11 protein-coding genes are annotated in these 16,265 nt (G+C 49.7%); 5 read left to right on the top strand and 6 right to left on the bottom strand.

Annotation, left to right across the window (positions count from 1 at the left end; all coding sequences use genetic code 11):
- Nucleotides 1–42: 42 nt before the first annotated feature.
- The 3 genes from thiI to B0X71_RS06640 are packed head-to-tail and all read right to left on the bottom strand — an operon-like array spanning nucleotide 43 to nucleotide 4,102.
- Nucleotides 43–1,245 (bottom strand): tRNA uracil 4-sulfurtransferase ThiI, encoded by a 1,203-nt coding sequence (thiI, locus tag B0X71_RS06650; RefSeq protein WP_077588677.1) that lies wholly within the window; start codon nucleotides 1,243–1,245, stop codon nucleotides 43–45.
- Entirely contained in the window at nucleotides 1,242–2,354 is a 1,113-nt protein-coding gene (locus B0X71_RS06645) for a cysteine desulfurase family protein (RefSeq protein WP_077588676.1), read from the bottom strand. Before B0X71_RS06645 ends, thiI begins: the two co-directional genes overlap by 4 nt.
- A gap of 53 nt (nucleotides 2,355–2,407) precedes the next feature.
- Nucleotides 2,408–4,102 carry a septation ring formation regulator EzrA gene (locus B0X71_RS06640; RefSeq protein ID WP_077588675.1) on the bottom strand — a complete coding sequence of 565 codons (1,695 nt, stop codon included), beginning with the start codon at nucleotides 4,100–4,102 and terminating at the stop codon, nucleotides 2,408–2,410.
- 183 nt (nucleotides 4,103–4,285) lie between these two features.
- Here B0X71_RS06640 and B0X71_RS06635 point away from each other — a divergent pair, with 183 nt between their 5' ends.
- A complete protein-coding gene (locus B0X71_RS06635; protein WP_077588674.1) occupies nucleotides 4,286–4,765 on the top strand; it encodes a GAF domain-containing protein in 480 nt (159 codons plus the stop codon).
- A 253-nt stretch (nucleotides 4,766–5,018) separates the two neighbouring features.
- Here the strand turns inward: B0X71_RS06635 and megL are convergent, their stop codons facing one another.
- A complete protein-coding gene (megL, locus tag B0X71_RS06630; protein ID WP_077588673.1) occupies nucleotides 5,019–6,227 on the bottom strand; it encodes a methionine gamma-lyase in 1,209 nt (402 codons plus the stop codon).
- A gap of 346 nt (nucleotides 6,228–6,573) precedes the next feature.
- Between megL and rpsD the strand changes: the two genes are divergently transcribed.
- Entirely contained in the window at nucleotides 6,574–7,176 is a 603-nt protein-coding gene (gene rpsD, locus B0X71_RS06625; protein ID WP_077588672.1) for a 30S ribosomal protein S4, read from the top strand.
- A 939-nt stretch (nucleotides 7,177–8,115) separates the two neighbouring features.
- Nucleotides 8,116–8,916 carry a cobalamin-binding protein gene (locus B0X71_RS06620; RefSeq protein ID WP_077590920.1) on the top strand — a complete coding sequence of 267 codons (801 nt, stop codon included), beginning with the start codon at nucleotides 8,116–8,118 and terminating at the stop codon, nucleotides 8,914–8,916.
- Nucleotides 8,917–9,102: 186 nt separating this feature from the next.
- On the opposite strand, the gene tyrS is transcribed toward B0X71_RS06620, so the two are convergent.
- A complete protein-coding gene (tyrS, locus tag B0X71_RS06615) occupies nucleotides 9,103–10,368 on the bottom strand; it encodes a tyrosine--tRNA ligase (RefSeq protein WP_077588671.1) in 1,266 nt (421 codons plus the stop codon).
- A gap of 352 nt (nucleotides 10,369–10,720) precedes the next feature.
- Here tyrS and B0X71_RS06610 point away from each other — a divergent pair, with 352 nt between their 5' ends.
- Entirely contained in the window at nucleotides 10,721–13,699 is a 2,979-nt protein-coding gene (locus tag B0X71_RS06610; RefSeq protein ID WP_077588670.1) for a transglycosylase domain-containing protein, read from the top strand.
- 51 nt (nucleotides 13,700–13,750) lie between these two features.
- Here B0X71_RS06610 and acsA read toward each other — a convergent pair whose 3' ends face one another.
- A complete protein-coding gene (gene acsA, locus B0X71_RS06605; protein WP_077588669.1) occupies nucleotides 13,751–15,469 on the bottom strand; it encodes an acetate--CoA ligase in 1,719 nt (572 codons plus the stop codon).
- Between the two features lie 161 nt (nucleotides 15,470–15,630).
- On the opposite strand from acsA, the gene B0X71_RS06600 reads away from it, so the two are divergent.
- Entirely contained in the window at nucleotides 15,631–16,263 is a 633-nt protein-coding gene (locus B0X71_RS06600; RefSeq protein ID WP_077588668.1) for a GNAT family N-acetyltransferase, read from the top strand.
- Nucleotides 16,264–16,265 lie beyond the last annotated feature (2 nt).

Raw genomic sequence — 16,265 nt, 5'->3', positions numbered from 1 at the left:
TAAAATAAAGAAAAGGCCGCTCATGATTCAGCGGCCCTCTGTTTATAATAAGTCTGCAAACTGTTTTACTTTCTCGCGCGGGAACGACAAGATTTCCCGCTCCTTCACAGCTTCCTGGATCATTTCTTCAAAATCCGTAAAGCTCTCGTAGCGCTCGACTTTTTCGAGCTTCGGCTTTGTTTTCGGACTTGCTGGTGTAAAGATCGTACAGCAGTCTTCAAATGGCCGGATGGAGATGTCGTATGTACCGATTGCTTTCGCCTGTTCGATGATTTCCAGCTTATCCAGCGTAAGTAGCGGACGAAGTACAGGCGTCGTCGTGACTGCATTGATCGCTTGCATACTCTCTAATGTCTGGCTTGCAACCTGGCCAAGGCTTTCCCCTGTGACAATTGCAGTGGCACCTGCTGCAGCCCGGACTTCGTCTGCGATCCGCAGCATCATGCGCCGGGTCGATGTCATGGTTACATTGTCCGGCACTTGTTTATGCACTTCCTGTTGGAGTTTCGTAAACGGAATGATGTGCAGTTTGATCGGCGTACCGGTCTCCGTCAGTACTTCAGCAAGATCCAGCACTTTCTGTTTTGCCCGTTCGTTTGTGAATGGAGGGCTGAAAAAATGAACGAGTTCCAATTCCACACCGCGGCGAAGCATCTGATAAGCGGCCACCGGGCTATCGATACCGCCTGAGAGCATCAGCACCGCTTTGCCGTTTGAACCGGCCGGCAGCCCGCCTGCTCCCGGAATAATCTCCGCTGACATATACGCGGCTTCTTTCCGCACTTCAATCCGGAGTTCAATATCCGGTTTTTTCATCTGGACCGCCAGTCCATCATAGCGGCTTAAAACAGCACCGCCAACTTCCCGCTGCAGTTCATTCGTCTCCAGCGGGAACGATTTATCCGACCGCTTCACTGTCGTCTTAAACGTTTTACCGGTAGGGTCGAGAGTGCCGACCAGCCGGATTGCGGTTTCTTTCATGCCTTCCATATCCAATGGCGCTTGAATGACCGGGCTGAATGACTGGATGCCGAATACCCGCGGCAGCCGCTCTTTCGCTGTCAGCATCGCGGATTCACTGTCCGTATGGACGAACATCCGATCGCGCTCGGCGCGGATGCTGATATCCTCCAAGCCATTCAGCACACGTCCGACATGTGCCTGCAGTTTCCGGATGAATAAATTCCGGTTCCGTCCCTTCGTTGATAATTCTCCGTATCGAATCAGGATCTGGTACTTTTTCATTGGGTCTGTTCTCCTTTTATTACGCGGTAAGCGGCATCAAACGCTTGTTTAAATGCCGCGATATCCGCAGATTCAGTCATCGCTCCGAGGCTGATGCGGAATACGCCATCTCTGAGTGCGGGCGGCAGACTGATCGCATCGATAACATGGCTTGCCTGCAGATTCTTTGACGAGCAGGCACTCGAGGTTGAAACAATCACCGACTGCTGCTGCAGGGCTGAAACCAGCACTTCCCCTTTAATCCCCTGCATCGCTCCAGTTAAAATATACGGAGCACCGGTCCGGGGACTAATGATTTTCACTTCCGGGTACTTACTGAAAAATGCCCGTAACTCGCGGTTCCATTCCGGCCATAAGGGGTTCGGTTCCATCAGACGAAGCGCTTTTGCAAAGGCCGCCGCATGCGGCACGGATACCGTTCCGCTTCTTCGCCCGCTCTCCTGGCCGCCGCCATGCAGCACCGGCCGGAAGTCCGCCTGATTATACGCCAGGACCCCGCTTCCTTTCAAACCATGAAACTTATGGGCAGAAACAGACAGCAGATCCGGCAAGCCCGATGGATCAATCGGCAGCTTTCCGGCTGATTGCACAGCGTCCACATGGAATAATGTCCGGGTCGGCTTCAGAATGCCGGCGACTTCTTCGATCGGTAAGACGGTGCCGAGTTCGTTATTGACATGCATGAGCGTAACGAGAATCGTATCTTTTCTCAATGCATCCTGCAAGTCCTGTAAACGGATTTGCCCTTCACTGTCGACCGGCAGCAGCGTCACTTCAAACCCTTCCAACTCCAGCGCTTGCAGCGTATTGAGCACAGAAGGGTGCTCGATGGCCGATGAAATGATATGCCGCCCCCGGTGTGAATGAGCGCGTGCCGTCCCGGCAATCGCCAGGTTATTTGACTCCGTGCCGCCGGATGTAAAAATTACATGCTGCATATGGAGCAGCCGGGCAGCCTGCTGCCGGGCCTGCTCCAGCAGGTCTTCCGCCGCATTTCCCATTTTATGAAGTGAAGCGGGATTCGCGTAGAACTGTTCACTCGCCGATACGAACGTCTCCAGCACCTCCGCTCTCGCTTTTGTCGTTGCACTGTTATCAAGGTAAATCACTTGGTTCGCCTCCGTAAAGAAAACCACCAGCGCAGGCTGGTGGTTTTTACTTGTTATGCGTCTTGTTTCACCAGTACTTCAATCCGTTTCATCGCCCCGGGTTCATGCGCTTCAACAGCTGTTGCTGCTTCTTCCAGCGCTTTTGTATACCGCATCTGGCGGAAGGATTCTTCCGCTTCCAGTAGTCGGGCATTCATTTTCGGATCGGTTTTTCTGTACCGGTTGCCATATTGGATAATCTGTTCGATCAGTTGAACATTCTCGATCATTTCAATCGCTTTTTTTCGGGTGTCATTAATGACATTGTCTGCAATATTGACATCGGTTTCCACCTGCTGAATATTGAGCGGAACTTCACTCAAACTCTTCATCGCCACGAATAGCCGCTCTTCCGCTTCTTCCAGTCGGACATCCATCTCTTCCGGAACTCCTGGAATATTAGCTTTATGCAGCATCCGGTCAGTGGCGATCAGCAAATTTTTCAGCTCGTCAACTTTTTTCCGGGCTGCCGTTTCATCGATTCGCAGGTTTTTCATGAATTGGGTAAAATCATCTTGAATTCCATTGATTTCATCCAGCTCGCTCCGGATTCCGCTCAATTCTTCTTCAAGCGTCGAAAACGCACACTGATCTTCGCTGTACTGCTGAATAAGCAAGTTATAGCGTTCCTGCAGGTGTTCTGCCCGAAGCCGGCAGTCATGCGGCACTTTTTGCTTTTTTTCCGGAATTTTATAGCTTTGACGGATTGTAATGTATTCATCAAGCGTATCCCGGGTCTTCCGGGTTGTGATTTCCAGCACTTCTCCGGTACCGATAATATGCTCGTCAACATACTTTTTCGCTTCCACTTCTTTTTCCAACAGCTCATAGAACGATTCCAGCTTTTCTTTGATCGCGTTGATGCGCTGATTAATCACATCGGTATTGAGTGACCGGGTATCCACTTTCAGATCTTCCAGTTCGTCCTCCATCTGATCCAGTTCCCGGTCCAGCTCAAGGTGGCCAAGGAAATAAGATTTTAACTCCATTTCATGCTGACCGCTCCGGATTTCTTTAATCGATGCCGGAATCTTGGAATTGAGCTCTGTGAGCAGAGCCGGAATCTCCTGAACCAGCGGAAAAATCAAATCCCCTTCTTTCTTGAGATCCGCCACAATTTCCCGTGCCTGGAGATAATTTCCGTTTGCACTTAACTGCTCGTACTCATCAAACAGTGGCAGGAATGCCTCCAACCGTCTCTCGAGCGGCTCGGCTGCATTGCCAAAAGAATGCTGATGGGCAAGGAGCATCTTCCGCGCTTGTTTATGCTGAGCGACCAGTGCCTCCATTTCAGACCGGTTCCTTGACTCGCTGTCCACCAGGTCATCCAGTTCCGCCAGAATCTGTTTCATCTGCCCTTCGATTTTCCCGATTTCATTTGACGCTTCCGTTTCAAGCTGCCGCGCTTTGCTGAATTGGAACTTATCGGCCGCTTCATCTGCGCTTATCAGCTTTGAATCGATGGACGGGACATACACTTCCTTCACTTCAGTCCACATACTGCGCCAGCGGGCGGTCAGCGCTTCTGTCTGCCCGGTCATATTCAGGCGGTTGACACGCTCCAGTTCTTCCATGACCGGCTTCGATTCCACTTGTATTTTCATATCTTCCAAACGATCTATTTCATTTTTATGTTCATTTCGCTTAAAGTACAATACGATAAAAATTACGATTAATAGTAGTATCGCAATGATGAGAGTTGTCGTCATCATAAGCCCCCTGTTCCCGATTGCATAAGCATAACATTTACATTCCATTTTAACATGCTTTCTGTTATTATGTTTGCTAAATTGTAAAGAAAGAAGAAAATTATTTACTGAAGACTGCACATTTGCCACCAAAAAGCTGAAAGAATTATAATAGGCACATTCATGATTAAAGGAGAGACGTCCATGTTTACTCAAACTGCTTACAGCGGAACAAGCGCTGAACAATACGGCCTGCTGGCCAAGCAACTCGATGCCCTGCTTGAAGGCGAAACGAACCGGGTTGCCAACCTGAGCAACGCATCCGCCTTGCTCAATCAATTTCTGGAAACAGTAAATTGGGTCGGCTTTTATGTAATGGAAGAAGGAGAACTTGTGCTTGGACCATTCCAGGGAATGCCGGCGTGTGTCCGGATCCAAGTCGGCAAAGGGGTTTGCGGCACAGCAGCCGCTGACCGGAAAACGATTGTCGTGGAAGATGTCCATGCATTTCCGGGCCATATCGCATGTGATGCAGCCTCCCAGTCTGAAATCGTCGTTCCCCTTATTAAAGAGGACACGGTTATTGGCGTCCTTGATATCGACAGTCCTGTGAAAAACCGGTTCAGTGATGAAGACCGGGCGGGCATTGAGAAATTCGCTGAAACTTTACTGAAGCATCTCTAGAAACCCACAGTTCAAAGAGCAGTCAATGGCTGGACCGTATGTCTCCTTATGTACACGGAAAACGTGTTGACGAACCAAAGAACCCATGTCTTTTTGCAGCATGACCGGCTGTTTAACTTCTTTGCTGCCTGCAGAGCAGTCACAAAGTTCAGCAGTCCGTTTGCAAAGAGAGATGGGTTCTTCCTTTTTATCGCTTGAGATTAAGAGTAATCAAGTCCACTGCCAGCTGTCTGTACCGCTAAGCGGATTTTTCTCACGCTTGCTGCAAGTCAGTCTTCAATTGCTTGAACGCCTGGTCCAGATCCCGGAGGATATCATCGGCATGCTCAAGTCCGACCGATAGCCGAAGAAGCGAATCGCTGATGCCCATTGCGCTGCGCTGTTCTTCCGGCACTACAGCATGGGTCATCGTCGCCGGGTGCTGGATCAGCGTTTCCGCATCCCCAAGACTGACGGCAATCTTAATCAGCGATAAAGCATTCATGAACACCTGCGCTTCTTTCCTTCCTCCTTCAATTTCGAATGAAATGAGTCCGCCGCCCCGGCGCATTTGCTGTCTCGCTGTCTCGACCTGCACGTTCTCTTCGTCAAGCGGGTAATAGATCGTTTGCACGGCCTTATGCTCTTTTAAAAATTCAAGCACACGCTCTGCATTATCTGTATGGCGATCCATCCGAACCGGGAGCGTCTTCAATCCCCGCAAGATCAGCCAGGCATCAAAAGGCGATATAATGCCGCCGACATCCTTCTGAACCGTCATCCGCAGGTTCTCCATTTCCGGCTTATCTCTGCCGATCAGTACACCTGCAATCACATCCCCATGACCATTCAGGTATTTCGTTGCGCTGTGCAGTACGAAATCCGCTCCCAATAGCAGCGGGTTCTGCAGATAAGGTGAACAGAATGTATTGTCCACCACCATTTTCAAGCCATGGCGTTCTGCAACTGCAGCCGCAGCCTGGAGATTCACAATTTCCATCGTCGGATTGATCGGCGTCTCAACGTAAATACATACTGTTTCCGGACGGATATGCTTTTCGATTTCTTCCTCTGTTTTCATCGAGACAAGGTCGTGTGTGATGTTGTACTTCTCTTCCATCATTTCCAGGAGGCCAAACGTGCAGCCATATACCCCTCGCGAACAAAGCACATGATCTCCCGCTTTCGTCAGATGGATCAGCACAGCACTGACTGCCGCCATCCCCGATCCGAAGGCCAGTGCCCCTTCCCCGTGTTCCAGTTCCGCCATCCGCTCTTCAAGTACACGGACAGTCGGATTGCCAAGCCGCGAATAAATATTGCCGCAGCTATCACCTGCGAAGCGGCGTTCCCCTTCTTCCGCAGTTCCAAATGTGAATGTGGAGGTCTGATAAAGCGGTACCGTCAGGCTGTCGTGATGCTCTCTGCTGTCATAACCGGCATGCACGATCGCCGTCTCGAAATTCGTTTTCTGTTCTTTCATCCCTTACACCCCTCCATGTATTAGAAAGCGCTTTCATTTCAACTCTATCTTATCATCAAGGGGTTTAAAAAAGAAAGTGGTGCCCTTCCGGTTTTCGCACCTGCAAAGCGAATGAATAGGATCCCTTTAGTTGACTTTATAAGCCTCTACGAGGTATACTGGTCCTTGTGTAAAATAATCGCAGCAGTTGCATGGGCGTGTCTGTCCATTTTATTCCTTCTCTTTAAGTGAAGGTGCATCCCGTAACCTTAGGCTGCTGGGCGAAGATGCAGAACTATAAAATGGCTGCCGCATGAGTGCATCTGGTTTTTATTTTACGACAAAAACCAATTTAGGAGGAACATCCATGTCCCGTTATACAGGTCCAGCTTGGAAACTGTCACGCCGTCTCGGAATTTCATTGAGCGGCACAGGAAAAGAATTAGAAAAACGCCCTTACGCTCCAGGTCAGCACGGTGCCAACCAGCGCCGCAAAACTTCCGAGTACGGTCTGCAGCTTCAGGAAAAACAGAAGCTCCGCTTCATGTACGGACTGACTGAGCGTCAGTTTAAAAACTTGTTCAACAAAGCAGGCAAATTGCAAGGCAAACACGGCGATAACTTCATGATCCTTTTGGAGTCACGTCTGGATAACCTTGTATACCGTATGGGTCTTGCACGTACGCGTCGCCAAGCACGCCAGCTCGTCGGCCACGGCCACGTAATGGTAGATGGCGCTCGTCTCGACATCCCATCATACATCGTGAAGCCTGGTCAGACGATCTCGCTCCGCGAAAAATCACAGAACCTCGACATCGTGAACGAATCAGTTGAAGTGAACAACTTCACACCGGATTACGTAACATTCGACGGCGAACAGAAAACCGGCACATTCACTCGCCTCCCTGAGCGCGGCGAACTGTCCGGCGAAATCAACGAAGCTCTTATCGTTGAGTACTACTCACGTTAATAGCATGCGACACCTAAAACCCGGAAAACCTTGCGATATGCAGGTTTTCCGGGTTTTTCTTTTACGTTACTTCATAGAATCAATCAAACTATATTAAGTTGTCTAAAGAATTCACATTTTTTCAAGACCAGCATTCCGGCCGTAAAAGCTCGCTTGCTCCTGCGCAAGCTCGTCGCAGGCAAAACCATTTGCTGCGGACGAACGGTCAAGCCGCCTCTGCCGGTGCAGTGACCCCCAATTCTTGGACAGAATTTGCCTTCAGGCAACAGCCTGTTGCTAAATAATACAATTCATACAAATATACGTTTAAAAGTTCGCCTTCTTCAAAATTCACTAAACTTTCCTCTCGTAATCGATTTCCCCCTTCTGATAGATACTATATTTCTATAAATGAGGTGGAAATCCTGCAATAATACGGAATCCATTAGTAACGCCTAATAGCAAAATAAGTATTATTAATATCCATCACACTCATACTGCCATGTGAACGCAATTAAATAGCTAAGTGTTTTCACATACGGATTTGGTAGCGGGTATAAGATATACCTTTATTCATTAGAAGTTCTGCCAGTTGTCTCCATTTTAAATTTACGAAAATAATAATATTTAATAACTTCCGTTATCCATAAGAACTGAGCAAATCAGCTGCGACTCCCGCGGGACAGCAATGTGGCAAAATCCACTCGGACGTAAAGCCCGAGTTAGTTCGGCGCAAGCACGCAGGAAAGCGAGCTGGTCAGCGAATTATACAATTGCATGTTCAGGCGCAAAACCGCTGGCACCTCTGTGGGCGATGATCAGAAAATGATCCGGGTCCATCAGTTTCACCGCATTCATTCCGCCCCTCCTCCTTGTGTTCATCCGTTTTATACATTTTCCCTTCCAGGCTGAAGTGAAATGCGAGCGTATGCTACACTTTAATAAATGGAGGTGGCGCATATTCGTATAATCTCAATCTGTCCAAGCAACACGGAATTACTCGCCTATCTGGGCGCCTTGGATCAGCTGATCGCCGTTGATGATTTCTCCGACTGGCCGGAGCAGGTTAACATGCTTCCGCGTCTCGGCCCGGACCTCTCTATCCGGATGGATGACCTGGAGGGCCTGCAGCCGGATCTGGTACTCGCATCCCTCAGTGTGCCGGGCATGGAAAAAAATGTGGCGGAGCTCGAAAAACGCGGGATTCCTCATCTTGTCCTGAATCCCCAGTCCTTGTTTGATATCCGGCAGGATCTGCAGAAGACAGGCAAAGCCATCGGAACCGATCCCACATCCAGCCTGATGCAATATGACATCATTCTGGAAGAAATCCGGGAAAGGGGCAGACGCACAGCGTCGACACCGTCCCTGTACTGGGAATGGTGGCCAAAGCCGGTGTTCACGCCAGGAGGGATTAATTGGCTGACTGAAATCAGCCGTATCACCGGAGCTTCAAATGTTTTCGGCGATGTGGATGAAGCCAGCATCCAGACAGATTGGGAAGCTGTCCGGAAACTGGATCCCGATTATATTTTGCTGGCGTGGGTCGGCGTTCTTGCATCGAATGTTAAACCGGCAGTCGTGAAAAAACGGCCCGGCTGGATGGAGATGAAGGCGATCAGCAATATTCATATAATGGAAGAATTTCTGTATTGCCGCCCTTCCCCCCGCCTCTTGGAAGGTGCCATCCGGCTTGGCAAACTGATTCACCCCGAACAATACGAGGACATGGAAATTCCTCACTGGCTCACAAATCTCTGACACGCTATACAAGCAGCAAGCAAGAGAGAACTCCTTCCATTTCTTATAGAAGAAACTCGAAAAATCCGTGCCCGTTCCGCAGACAATCTGCAGATGGGACACGGATTTTTTTGAATGGAATCATAATGAACGGAAGGAACGGATCAACCCATATAATTTCCGCCTAATAACCCGCCGGTTTTTTCTTTATTGAAACCGCACCATGTGATACTTTTTCTTCCCGCGGCGGATGATAGCAAACGCATCTTCCAATCGATCATTGGCACTGATTGTGTAATCCAGATCCTGAATTTTCTCACCGTTTACGGAAATCGCACCGTTCGTGACATCTTCCCGGGCCTGGCGTTTGGACGGGGAGACCCCGGCGTGGACGAGCAATTCCACGATATTCTGATCTTCTTTCGCCAGATCAACAGACTGCACGTCTTTGAATGCGTCTTTCATTTCAGCAGCCGACAACGCCTTCAAGTCTCCTTTAAATAACGCGTTCGTAATCCGGATGGCCGTTTCGAGCGCTTCTTCCCCGTGAATCAGTTTCGTCATTTCCTCGGCAAGTGCTTTTTGCGCTTTCCGCAGATGCGGTTCCTGCTCCACCGATTGGGCCAGCGCTTCGATCTCTTCCCGCTCCAGGAACGTGAAAATCTTCAGGTACTTGACTACATCGGCATCTGCGGTATTGATCCAGAATTGGTAAAACTCATACGGTGAGGTTTTTTCGGGATCCAGCCAGACAGCCCCGCCGGCACTCTTGCCGAACTTCGTCCCATCCGCTTTTGTGATAAGCGGAATGGTGATGCCGAACGCCTTCGTTTCTTCATCATGGGTTTTCCGGATCACTTCAAGTCCCGATGTGATATTGCCCCATTGATCCGATCCACCGATTTGAATCCGGCAGCTGTGATGATCGTATAAATGGTTGAAATCGATGGCTTGGATCAGCGTGTACGAGAACTCGGTGAACGAAATGCCGCTTTCCAGCCGTGAGGCGATCGTGTCTTTTGCCAGCATGTAATTGACCGACATCAGTTTCCCGTAATCCCGCAGAAACTCGATGATGTCCATTTTGCCGATCCAATCTCGGTTGTTCACAAGCTTTGCGCCATTTTCTGTCTTGAAGTCAAAAATCTGTTCCATCTGCTTCTTAATGCCGGCGACGTTCCGATCAATCTGATCAGTCGTCTGCAGCTGCCGTTCTTCGTTCCGTCCGGATGGGTCGCCGATCATACCAGTGGCGCCTCCAACCAGAAGAATCGGCTGATGGCCATGGAGCTGGAAGCGCCGCAGCACTAAAAGCGGCACGATATGGCCGATGTGCATGCTATCTGCAGTCGGGTCAACTCCGCAGTACAGGGCCGTTTTTTCGTCGTTCAGCAGCTTCTCGAGCCCTTCCTCGTCCGTCTGCTGGTACAGCACGCCCCGCCATTTCAGATCCTCGATCAATGCATTCGTCATAATTATTCCTCCTTTAGAATTAAACAAAAAAAGCCCTGCACGATTTATCATCATGCAGGGGCGCAATTTGCGCGGTACCACCCGGCTTGGAGAAAAATTCTCCCGCTTGTCTGCGCCATACGCGGCGCTCACGGCAAACTCCAAGCCTGTAATTCGCAGCGCGCATTCCGGTCGGTTTTCACCAGCCACCGACTCTCTGAAACGGATATTGCGTGCCCTACTCCGGACTCTTCTTCGTTTTGCTTATTCAGATATAATTAGTAGTCTATCTCATTTTCCGGCGTTGTCAATCCTTTCGTCATGCTGGGAAGATTGTGCTATAATGGGAAAAGAATTTTAGGGGGGGAATTAAGTGAAAGATCGATTGACGACTTGGTTTACTAAAGCCGAAGAGTCGTACGATAAATTTGTCTCTAGCCGCTGGATGAAAGGCCTCCGCATCACCTCCGGAGTTTTCTGGAATTTGGCATTGCTCTTGGCGATTTTCCTTGTTGCCGGCGGTATCTTTGCCGCATCGGTAGGCGCCGGCTACTTCGCTTCGCTTGTGGATGAAACAAAACTCCTGACGAAAGAGGAAATGCGCGAGCAGATATTCGCTTATACCCAGACATCGGAACTCTTTTTCAGCGATGAACAGTATCTGGGGAAACTGCGGACGGACTTGGAGCGTGAAGAAATTACGCTTGATGACGTATCCCAGACAGCGATCGATGCAGTTCTCGCAACAGAAGATGAATATTTTAATGAGCATGAAGGCATTGTGCCAAAAGCTGTCCTTCGGGGTCTTGTGCAGGATTTGACTAATGCACCGGAACAGACGGGCGGCTCCACATTGACACAGCAGCTCATCAAAAACCAGATTCTGACGAACGAAGTTTCCTATGAGCGGAAAGCAAAAGAAATGCTGCTCGCTATGCGGCTGGAACAATTCATGAATAAAGATGAAATCATGGAAGCTTACCTGAACATCATTCCATACGGCCGGAACTCGTCCGGCGCCAATATCGCCGGGATTGAAACTGCCTCCCAAGGCATATTCGGTGTATCAGCCGATGAACTTTCCCTGCCTCAAGCAGCCTTCATTGCCGGGATCCCGAAAGCACCTTTCAGCTACACGCCATTTACGCGCGCCGGGGCAGTAAAAGATGCAGAAGGGCTTGAACCAGGCATCAACCGGATGAAAACCGTATTGTTCCGGATGAAAGAGACAGGATATATCACAGAAGAAGAGTATAACGCAGCAAACGCATATGACATCACACAGGATTTCCGTGAGAACGAGCCTCGTTCTTTTGAGGAATATCCATTCCTGACCTTCGAATTGGAGCGCCGGGCAACACGCATTCTGATGGATGTGCTTGCAGAGAAAAACGGCGTTGAACCGGAATCCCTGCTGGAAAATGACAAGCTCTATGAAGAATATGCCATTCTTGCAGAACGGGCACTCTATTCCGGCGGTTACCGCATTCACTCCACCATTGATAAGGAAACCTATATCGCGATGGAGGAAGCAAAGGATGCCTACGAACAATATGGCTATACGTATCCGGCCGGCACACTTGATGGACAAGGCAATCCGATCGAAGATTCACTTCCCGTCCAAGTCGGCAGTGTCCTGATCGAAAACCGCACAGGACGCATTGTCAGCTTTGTCGGCGGCCGGGATTACGAGCTTGAAAATTACAATCATGCAACGCAGGCTTACCGGTCAATCGGATCCTCGGCTAAACCGCTGCTCGTTTATGGACCGGCTGTTGAAAAAGGTCTGATCGGCGCAGGAAGTCCCGTAGTCGATGTAAAGTTCGAATTGGAACAGCCCAATGGTGATGTCTATGAACCGACGAATTACTATGGCAGCAGTGAGCAAGGCATCATGCCGGCCCGGGCTGCATTAGCATCTTCCCAGAACTTGCCGGCTCTGCGGCTTTACTATCAAATGATGGATGACAACCCGCTTGAATACGCCATGAAAGCGGGATTGACCAGCATTGATCCGGAATACGAAAATGTTCCTTCCGCACCGCTTGGCGGCGGAATTGAAGGTACTGTCGAACAAGTTGCAAATGCTTATACTACGTTTGCTAATGGCGGTGAATTCATCGATGCCTATATGGTTGACCGAATTGAAGACGCTGATGGGAATATCGTCTTTGAACAGGAACTTGATCCTGTGCAGGTATTTTCACCGCAGACAGCATACATTCTGACCGATATGATGCGGGATACGTTCACCGGCTCCGTCGGAACTGCACGGCGGGCAGAAAGCGAATTGGCATTCATTGCTGATTTCGCCGGTAAAACCGGTACGACCCAGGAATCGAAGGACTCTTGGCTGACCGGCTTTAACCCGAATGTCACGCTGACAACCTGGCTCGGTTACGATAATGAATATTTCACATTAGATGATCCGGCCAATAATTCTTTCCCGCATCCATCCACCCGAAATAATGTATTGTGGGCAACATTGATGAATTCAATTTATGAAGTGAATCCTGAACTTGTCGGTGGTGAAGAAGAGGCATTTGTAGCGCCTGAAGGTGTCGTCACCCGCCCGTTCTGTGCATTCTCCGGAATGGCACCAGGTGGCGGCTGTACGGGGTCACTCGTTCGGGAAGACCTGTTCAATGCGGAAGCCATGGTTCCATCCCAACCGGATGACAGCATCACAAGCGGTTCTTATACAACTGTCAATGGCACCCGTTACGCCGCATTGCCATCCACGCCATCTGATTTCACTTCAGGTGGCAGAGTCGGTGTCTCTTCTGAATTCGTCGACCGGATGCTTGGAGAACTCGGCGGCGAGCCAGGCAAGCTGTTCCCGCCCGGCTCCCCATTCTCGAATGTGGTATCAGGTGCTAAATTCAAAGCGGACAGCTCTGCACCTGCAGCGGTAACTGCAGAAAGAAGCGGAGACAGCATCCGCTGGTCCAACTCTTCTTCCAATGACGTTGTTGGCTACCGGATTTACACCGGCAGCGGCAGCCGGATTGCTTCCATTGCTGAATCGGAAGAAAACACGTACCGGCTTCCGCGGCCTGGCAGCTATTATGTAGTGGCAGTGGATATTACCGGCAGAACGTCTTCGGCATCCAACCGGGTGATCGTCGCGCTGCCGGAGCCCGATCCGGTCCCTGCTTCAGCACCAGAACCTGCAGAACCGGAACCTGAACCGGCAGCTGAAGAGCCGTCTCCTCCTGCTGAAGAACCTGCTCCGGCAGAAGGAGACGGTGCAGCGGAGTCACCTCCAGCTGATGAGGGGGACAACGGTACTGCTGAAGAACCAGCTCCTCCGGCTGAAGAGCCTACTCCTCCGGAAGATGACGCAGCATAAAAAAAGTTCCGAAAGCAAATTGCTTTCGGAACTTTTTTAGTGGAGAAAATATTAATCTTCCATTGTAGACAAATCGCCTGTTGGCAAGTCCAGCTCCCAGGCTTTCAGCACCCGGCGCATGATTTTTCCGCTTCGGGTTTTCGGCAGCTTGTCCTTGAACTCGATTTCCCGCGGTGCCGCATGTGCAGCAAGCCCTTTCTTCACAAACTGCTGAATTTCCTTCGTCAGCTCTTCTGATGGTTCGTAACCTTCCCGCAATGCGATAAATGCCTTGATAATCTCACCGCGCACCGGGTCCGGTTTCCCGATGACGCCCGCTTCTGCAATCGCCGGATGTTCGATCAGTTTGCTTTCTACCTCAAACGGGCCAACCCGTTCGCCCGATGTCATGATAACATCATCGACACGACCTTGGAACCAGAAGTACCCGTCTTCATCCATGTAAGCAGAATCACCGGATACATACCACTCATCATTCAGGAAATAAGAAGCATACTTCTCTGGATTGTTCCAGATTTGCCGCATCATGGACGGCCAGCCTTTTTGAATGGCGAGATTCCCCATTCGGTTCGGCGGAAGTTCGTTGCCCCGGTCATCCACGATCGCCACTTTTACACCTGGCAGCGGTTTGCCCATCGAGCCGGGTCTGATTGTCATTGTCGGATAGTTACAGATCATCATCGCACCGGTTTCTGTCATCCACCATGTATCATGGATCCGTTTATCGAATACCTTGATCCCCCATCGGATGACTTCCGGATTAAGCGGTTCTCCAACAGACAGCACGTGGCGAAGCGTAGACAGGTTATGTTCCTGGACAAGAGCATCACCTGCCCCCATTAGCATGCGGAATGCTGTCGGGGCGCTGTACCAAACCGTTACTCCATATTCTTCGATTGCATTGTACCAGGCATCCGGCGAAAAACGTCCGCCGACAATCAGGCTTGTGGCACCGACGAGCCATGGGGCGAACACACCATAAGAAGTACCGGTCACCCAACCTGGATCTGCCGTACACCAATAGATATCCTGATCATTCAGGTCAAGCACCCATTTCCCTGTGGCATAATGCTGAACCATGGCATTCTGGGCATGCAGAACGCCTTTTGGTTTTCCTGTAGACCCGGATGTATAATGAAGAATCAGACCATCTTCCCGATCCAGCCATTCGATTTCAAATTCCTCAGAGCTGGTTTCCATATGCCGGAGAACGTCCACGGTTCGGTCATCTTCCTGAATGTCTTCACCGACAAGGAAAATCGTCTCAAGGTTTGGCAACCGGTCAACAGGCACTCGTGGCAGCAGATCGGGTGTTGTTACAATGGCTTTAGCGCCACTGTCTTCCAGGCGGTCAAACACTGCTCCTTCCATGAATGCTTCAAAGAGCGGTCCGACAATCAGTCCCATTTTCAGCCCTCCGAGTAGTGTGAAGTACAACTCCGGAGAACGTGGCATGAAAATGAACAGCCGATCACCTTTTTCAAGACTTGAATGCGCTTTCAGCATATTAGCAGCCCTATTTGTCATACGCTTCATTTCATAGAATGTGTATGATTCTTTCCGTTTTTGATCCTTGTAGTAAAGAGCTACTTTGTTTTTGCGGTCCGATTCGGCATGGCGGTCAATCGCTTCGTAGGCCATATTTACTTTGCCCGTCGTATGCCAGCTGAATTCCTTCTCAACTTCAGTCCAGTCAAAATCAGCTGCGAGCTCTTCGTAATTATGTAGTTCGTGATTCCCAATACGTGCCGGAAGTTCTTCCGTCTTCATCACAATCACCCTTTCCCTTTGGATACTCTTACATTCTACAACATTCTGACAATTTTGTGTGAAATAAAACGCTTTAACTTCTTTGGGAAATCTTCTTTTTTTTCAAATAACTATGCGCTTCATGTATAATGGACTTAATTGCTACCACAGGCGGTGAAATGATGGAACACACAAAAACGTATAATGCAATGGAATTGAAGACACGCCAAGGACGAATCATCATCGAAGGTCCTGTTTCTCCAGACGAGCTTTCCCGTCTTGATTTTCATGAACACCTGACTGCATTCCGTCCGCCGGAACAGCAGCATAAAGCTATTATTGGAATTGCAGAGCTTCCGGAAGGCCGGATCCTCATTGCCCGCCACAATAATCTAATTGTCGGCTACGTTACATATCTGTATCCGGATCCTATGGAACGCTGGTCAGAAGGCAATATGGAGAATCTGATTGAACTGGGGGCCATTGAAGTGATCCCGAAGTTCAGAGGCGAAGGTGTAGGCAAGGCATTACTGAAAGTCTCCATGATGGACGATTCGTTTGAAGATTATATCGTCATTACAACGGAATATTATTGGCATTGGGATTTGAAAGGCACCGGACTGAATGTTTGGGAGTACCGCAAAGTCATGGAGAAAATGATGCAGGCAGGTGGACTTGAATACTTTGCGACGGATGATCCTGAAATCAGTTCGCACCCTGCCAATTGCCTGATGGCCCGGATCGGCAATCGGGTCGATACGGAATCCATACAGCAATTCGATTCATTGCGGTTCATGAACCGCTTCATGTATTAATC

Origin of the sequence: Planococcus lenghuensis, assembly GCF_001999905.1 — a bacterium.
GTDB classification, from domain to species: Bacteria; Bacillota; Bacilli; order Bacillales_A; family Planococcaceae; genus Indiicoccus; species Indiicoccus lenghuensis.
Note: the sequence above shows the minus strand (reverse complement) of the source record. Positions and strands in the feature narration are given on the sequence as shown.

Excerpts from the sequence above, each read along its gene's own strand:
- thiI (WP_077588677.1), bottom strand. The coding sequence starts at position 1,245 with ATGAAAAAGTACCAGATCCTGATTCGATACGGAGAATTATCAACGAAG.
- acsA (WP_077588669.1), bottom strand. The coding sequence starts at position 15,469 with ATGAAGACGGAAGAACTTCCGGCACGTATTGGGAATCACGAACTACAT.
- rpsD (WP_077588672.1), top strand. The coding sequence starts at position 6,574 with ATGTCCCGTTATACAGGTCCAGCTTGGAAACTGTCACGCCGTCTCGGA.
- B0X71_RS06640 (WP_077588675.1), bottom strand. The coding sequence starts at position 4,102 with ATGACGACAACTCTCATCATTGCGATACTACTATTAATCGTAATTTTT.
- tyrS (WP_077588671.1), bottom strand. The coding sequence starts at position 10,368 with ATGACGAATGCATTGATCGAGGATCTGAAATGGCGGGGCGTGCTGTAC.
- B0X71_RS06635 (WP_077588674.1), top strand. The coding sequence starts at position 4,286 with ATGTTTACTCAAACTGCTTACAGCGGAACAAGCGCTGAACAATACGGC.
- megL (WP_077588673.1), bottom strand. The coding sequence starts at position 6,227 with ATGAAAGAACAGAAAACGAATTTCGAGACGGCGATCGTGCATGCCGGT.
- B0X71_RS06600 (WP_077588668.1), top strand. The coding sequence starts at position 15,631 with ATGGAACACACAAAAACGTATAATGCAATGGAATTGAAGACACGCCAA.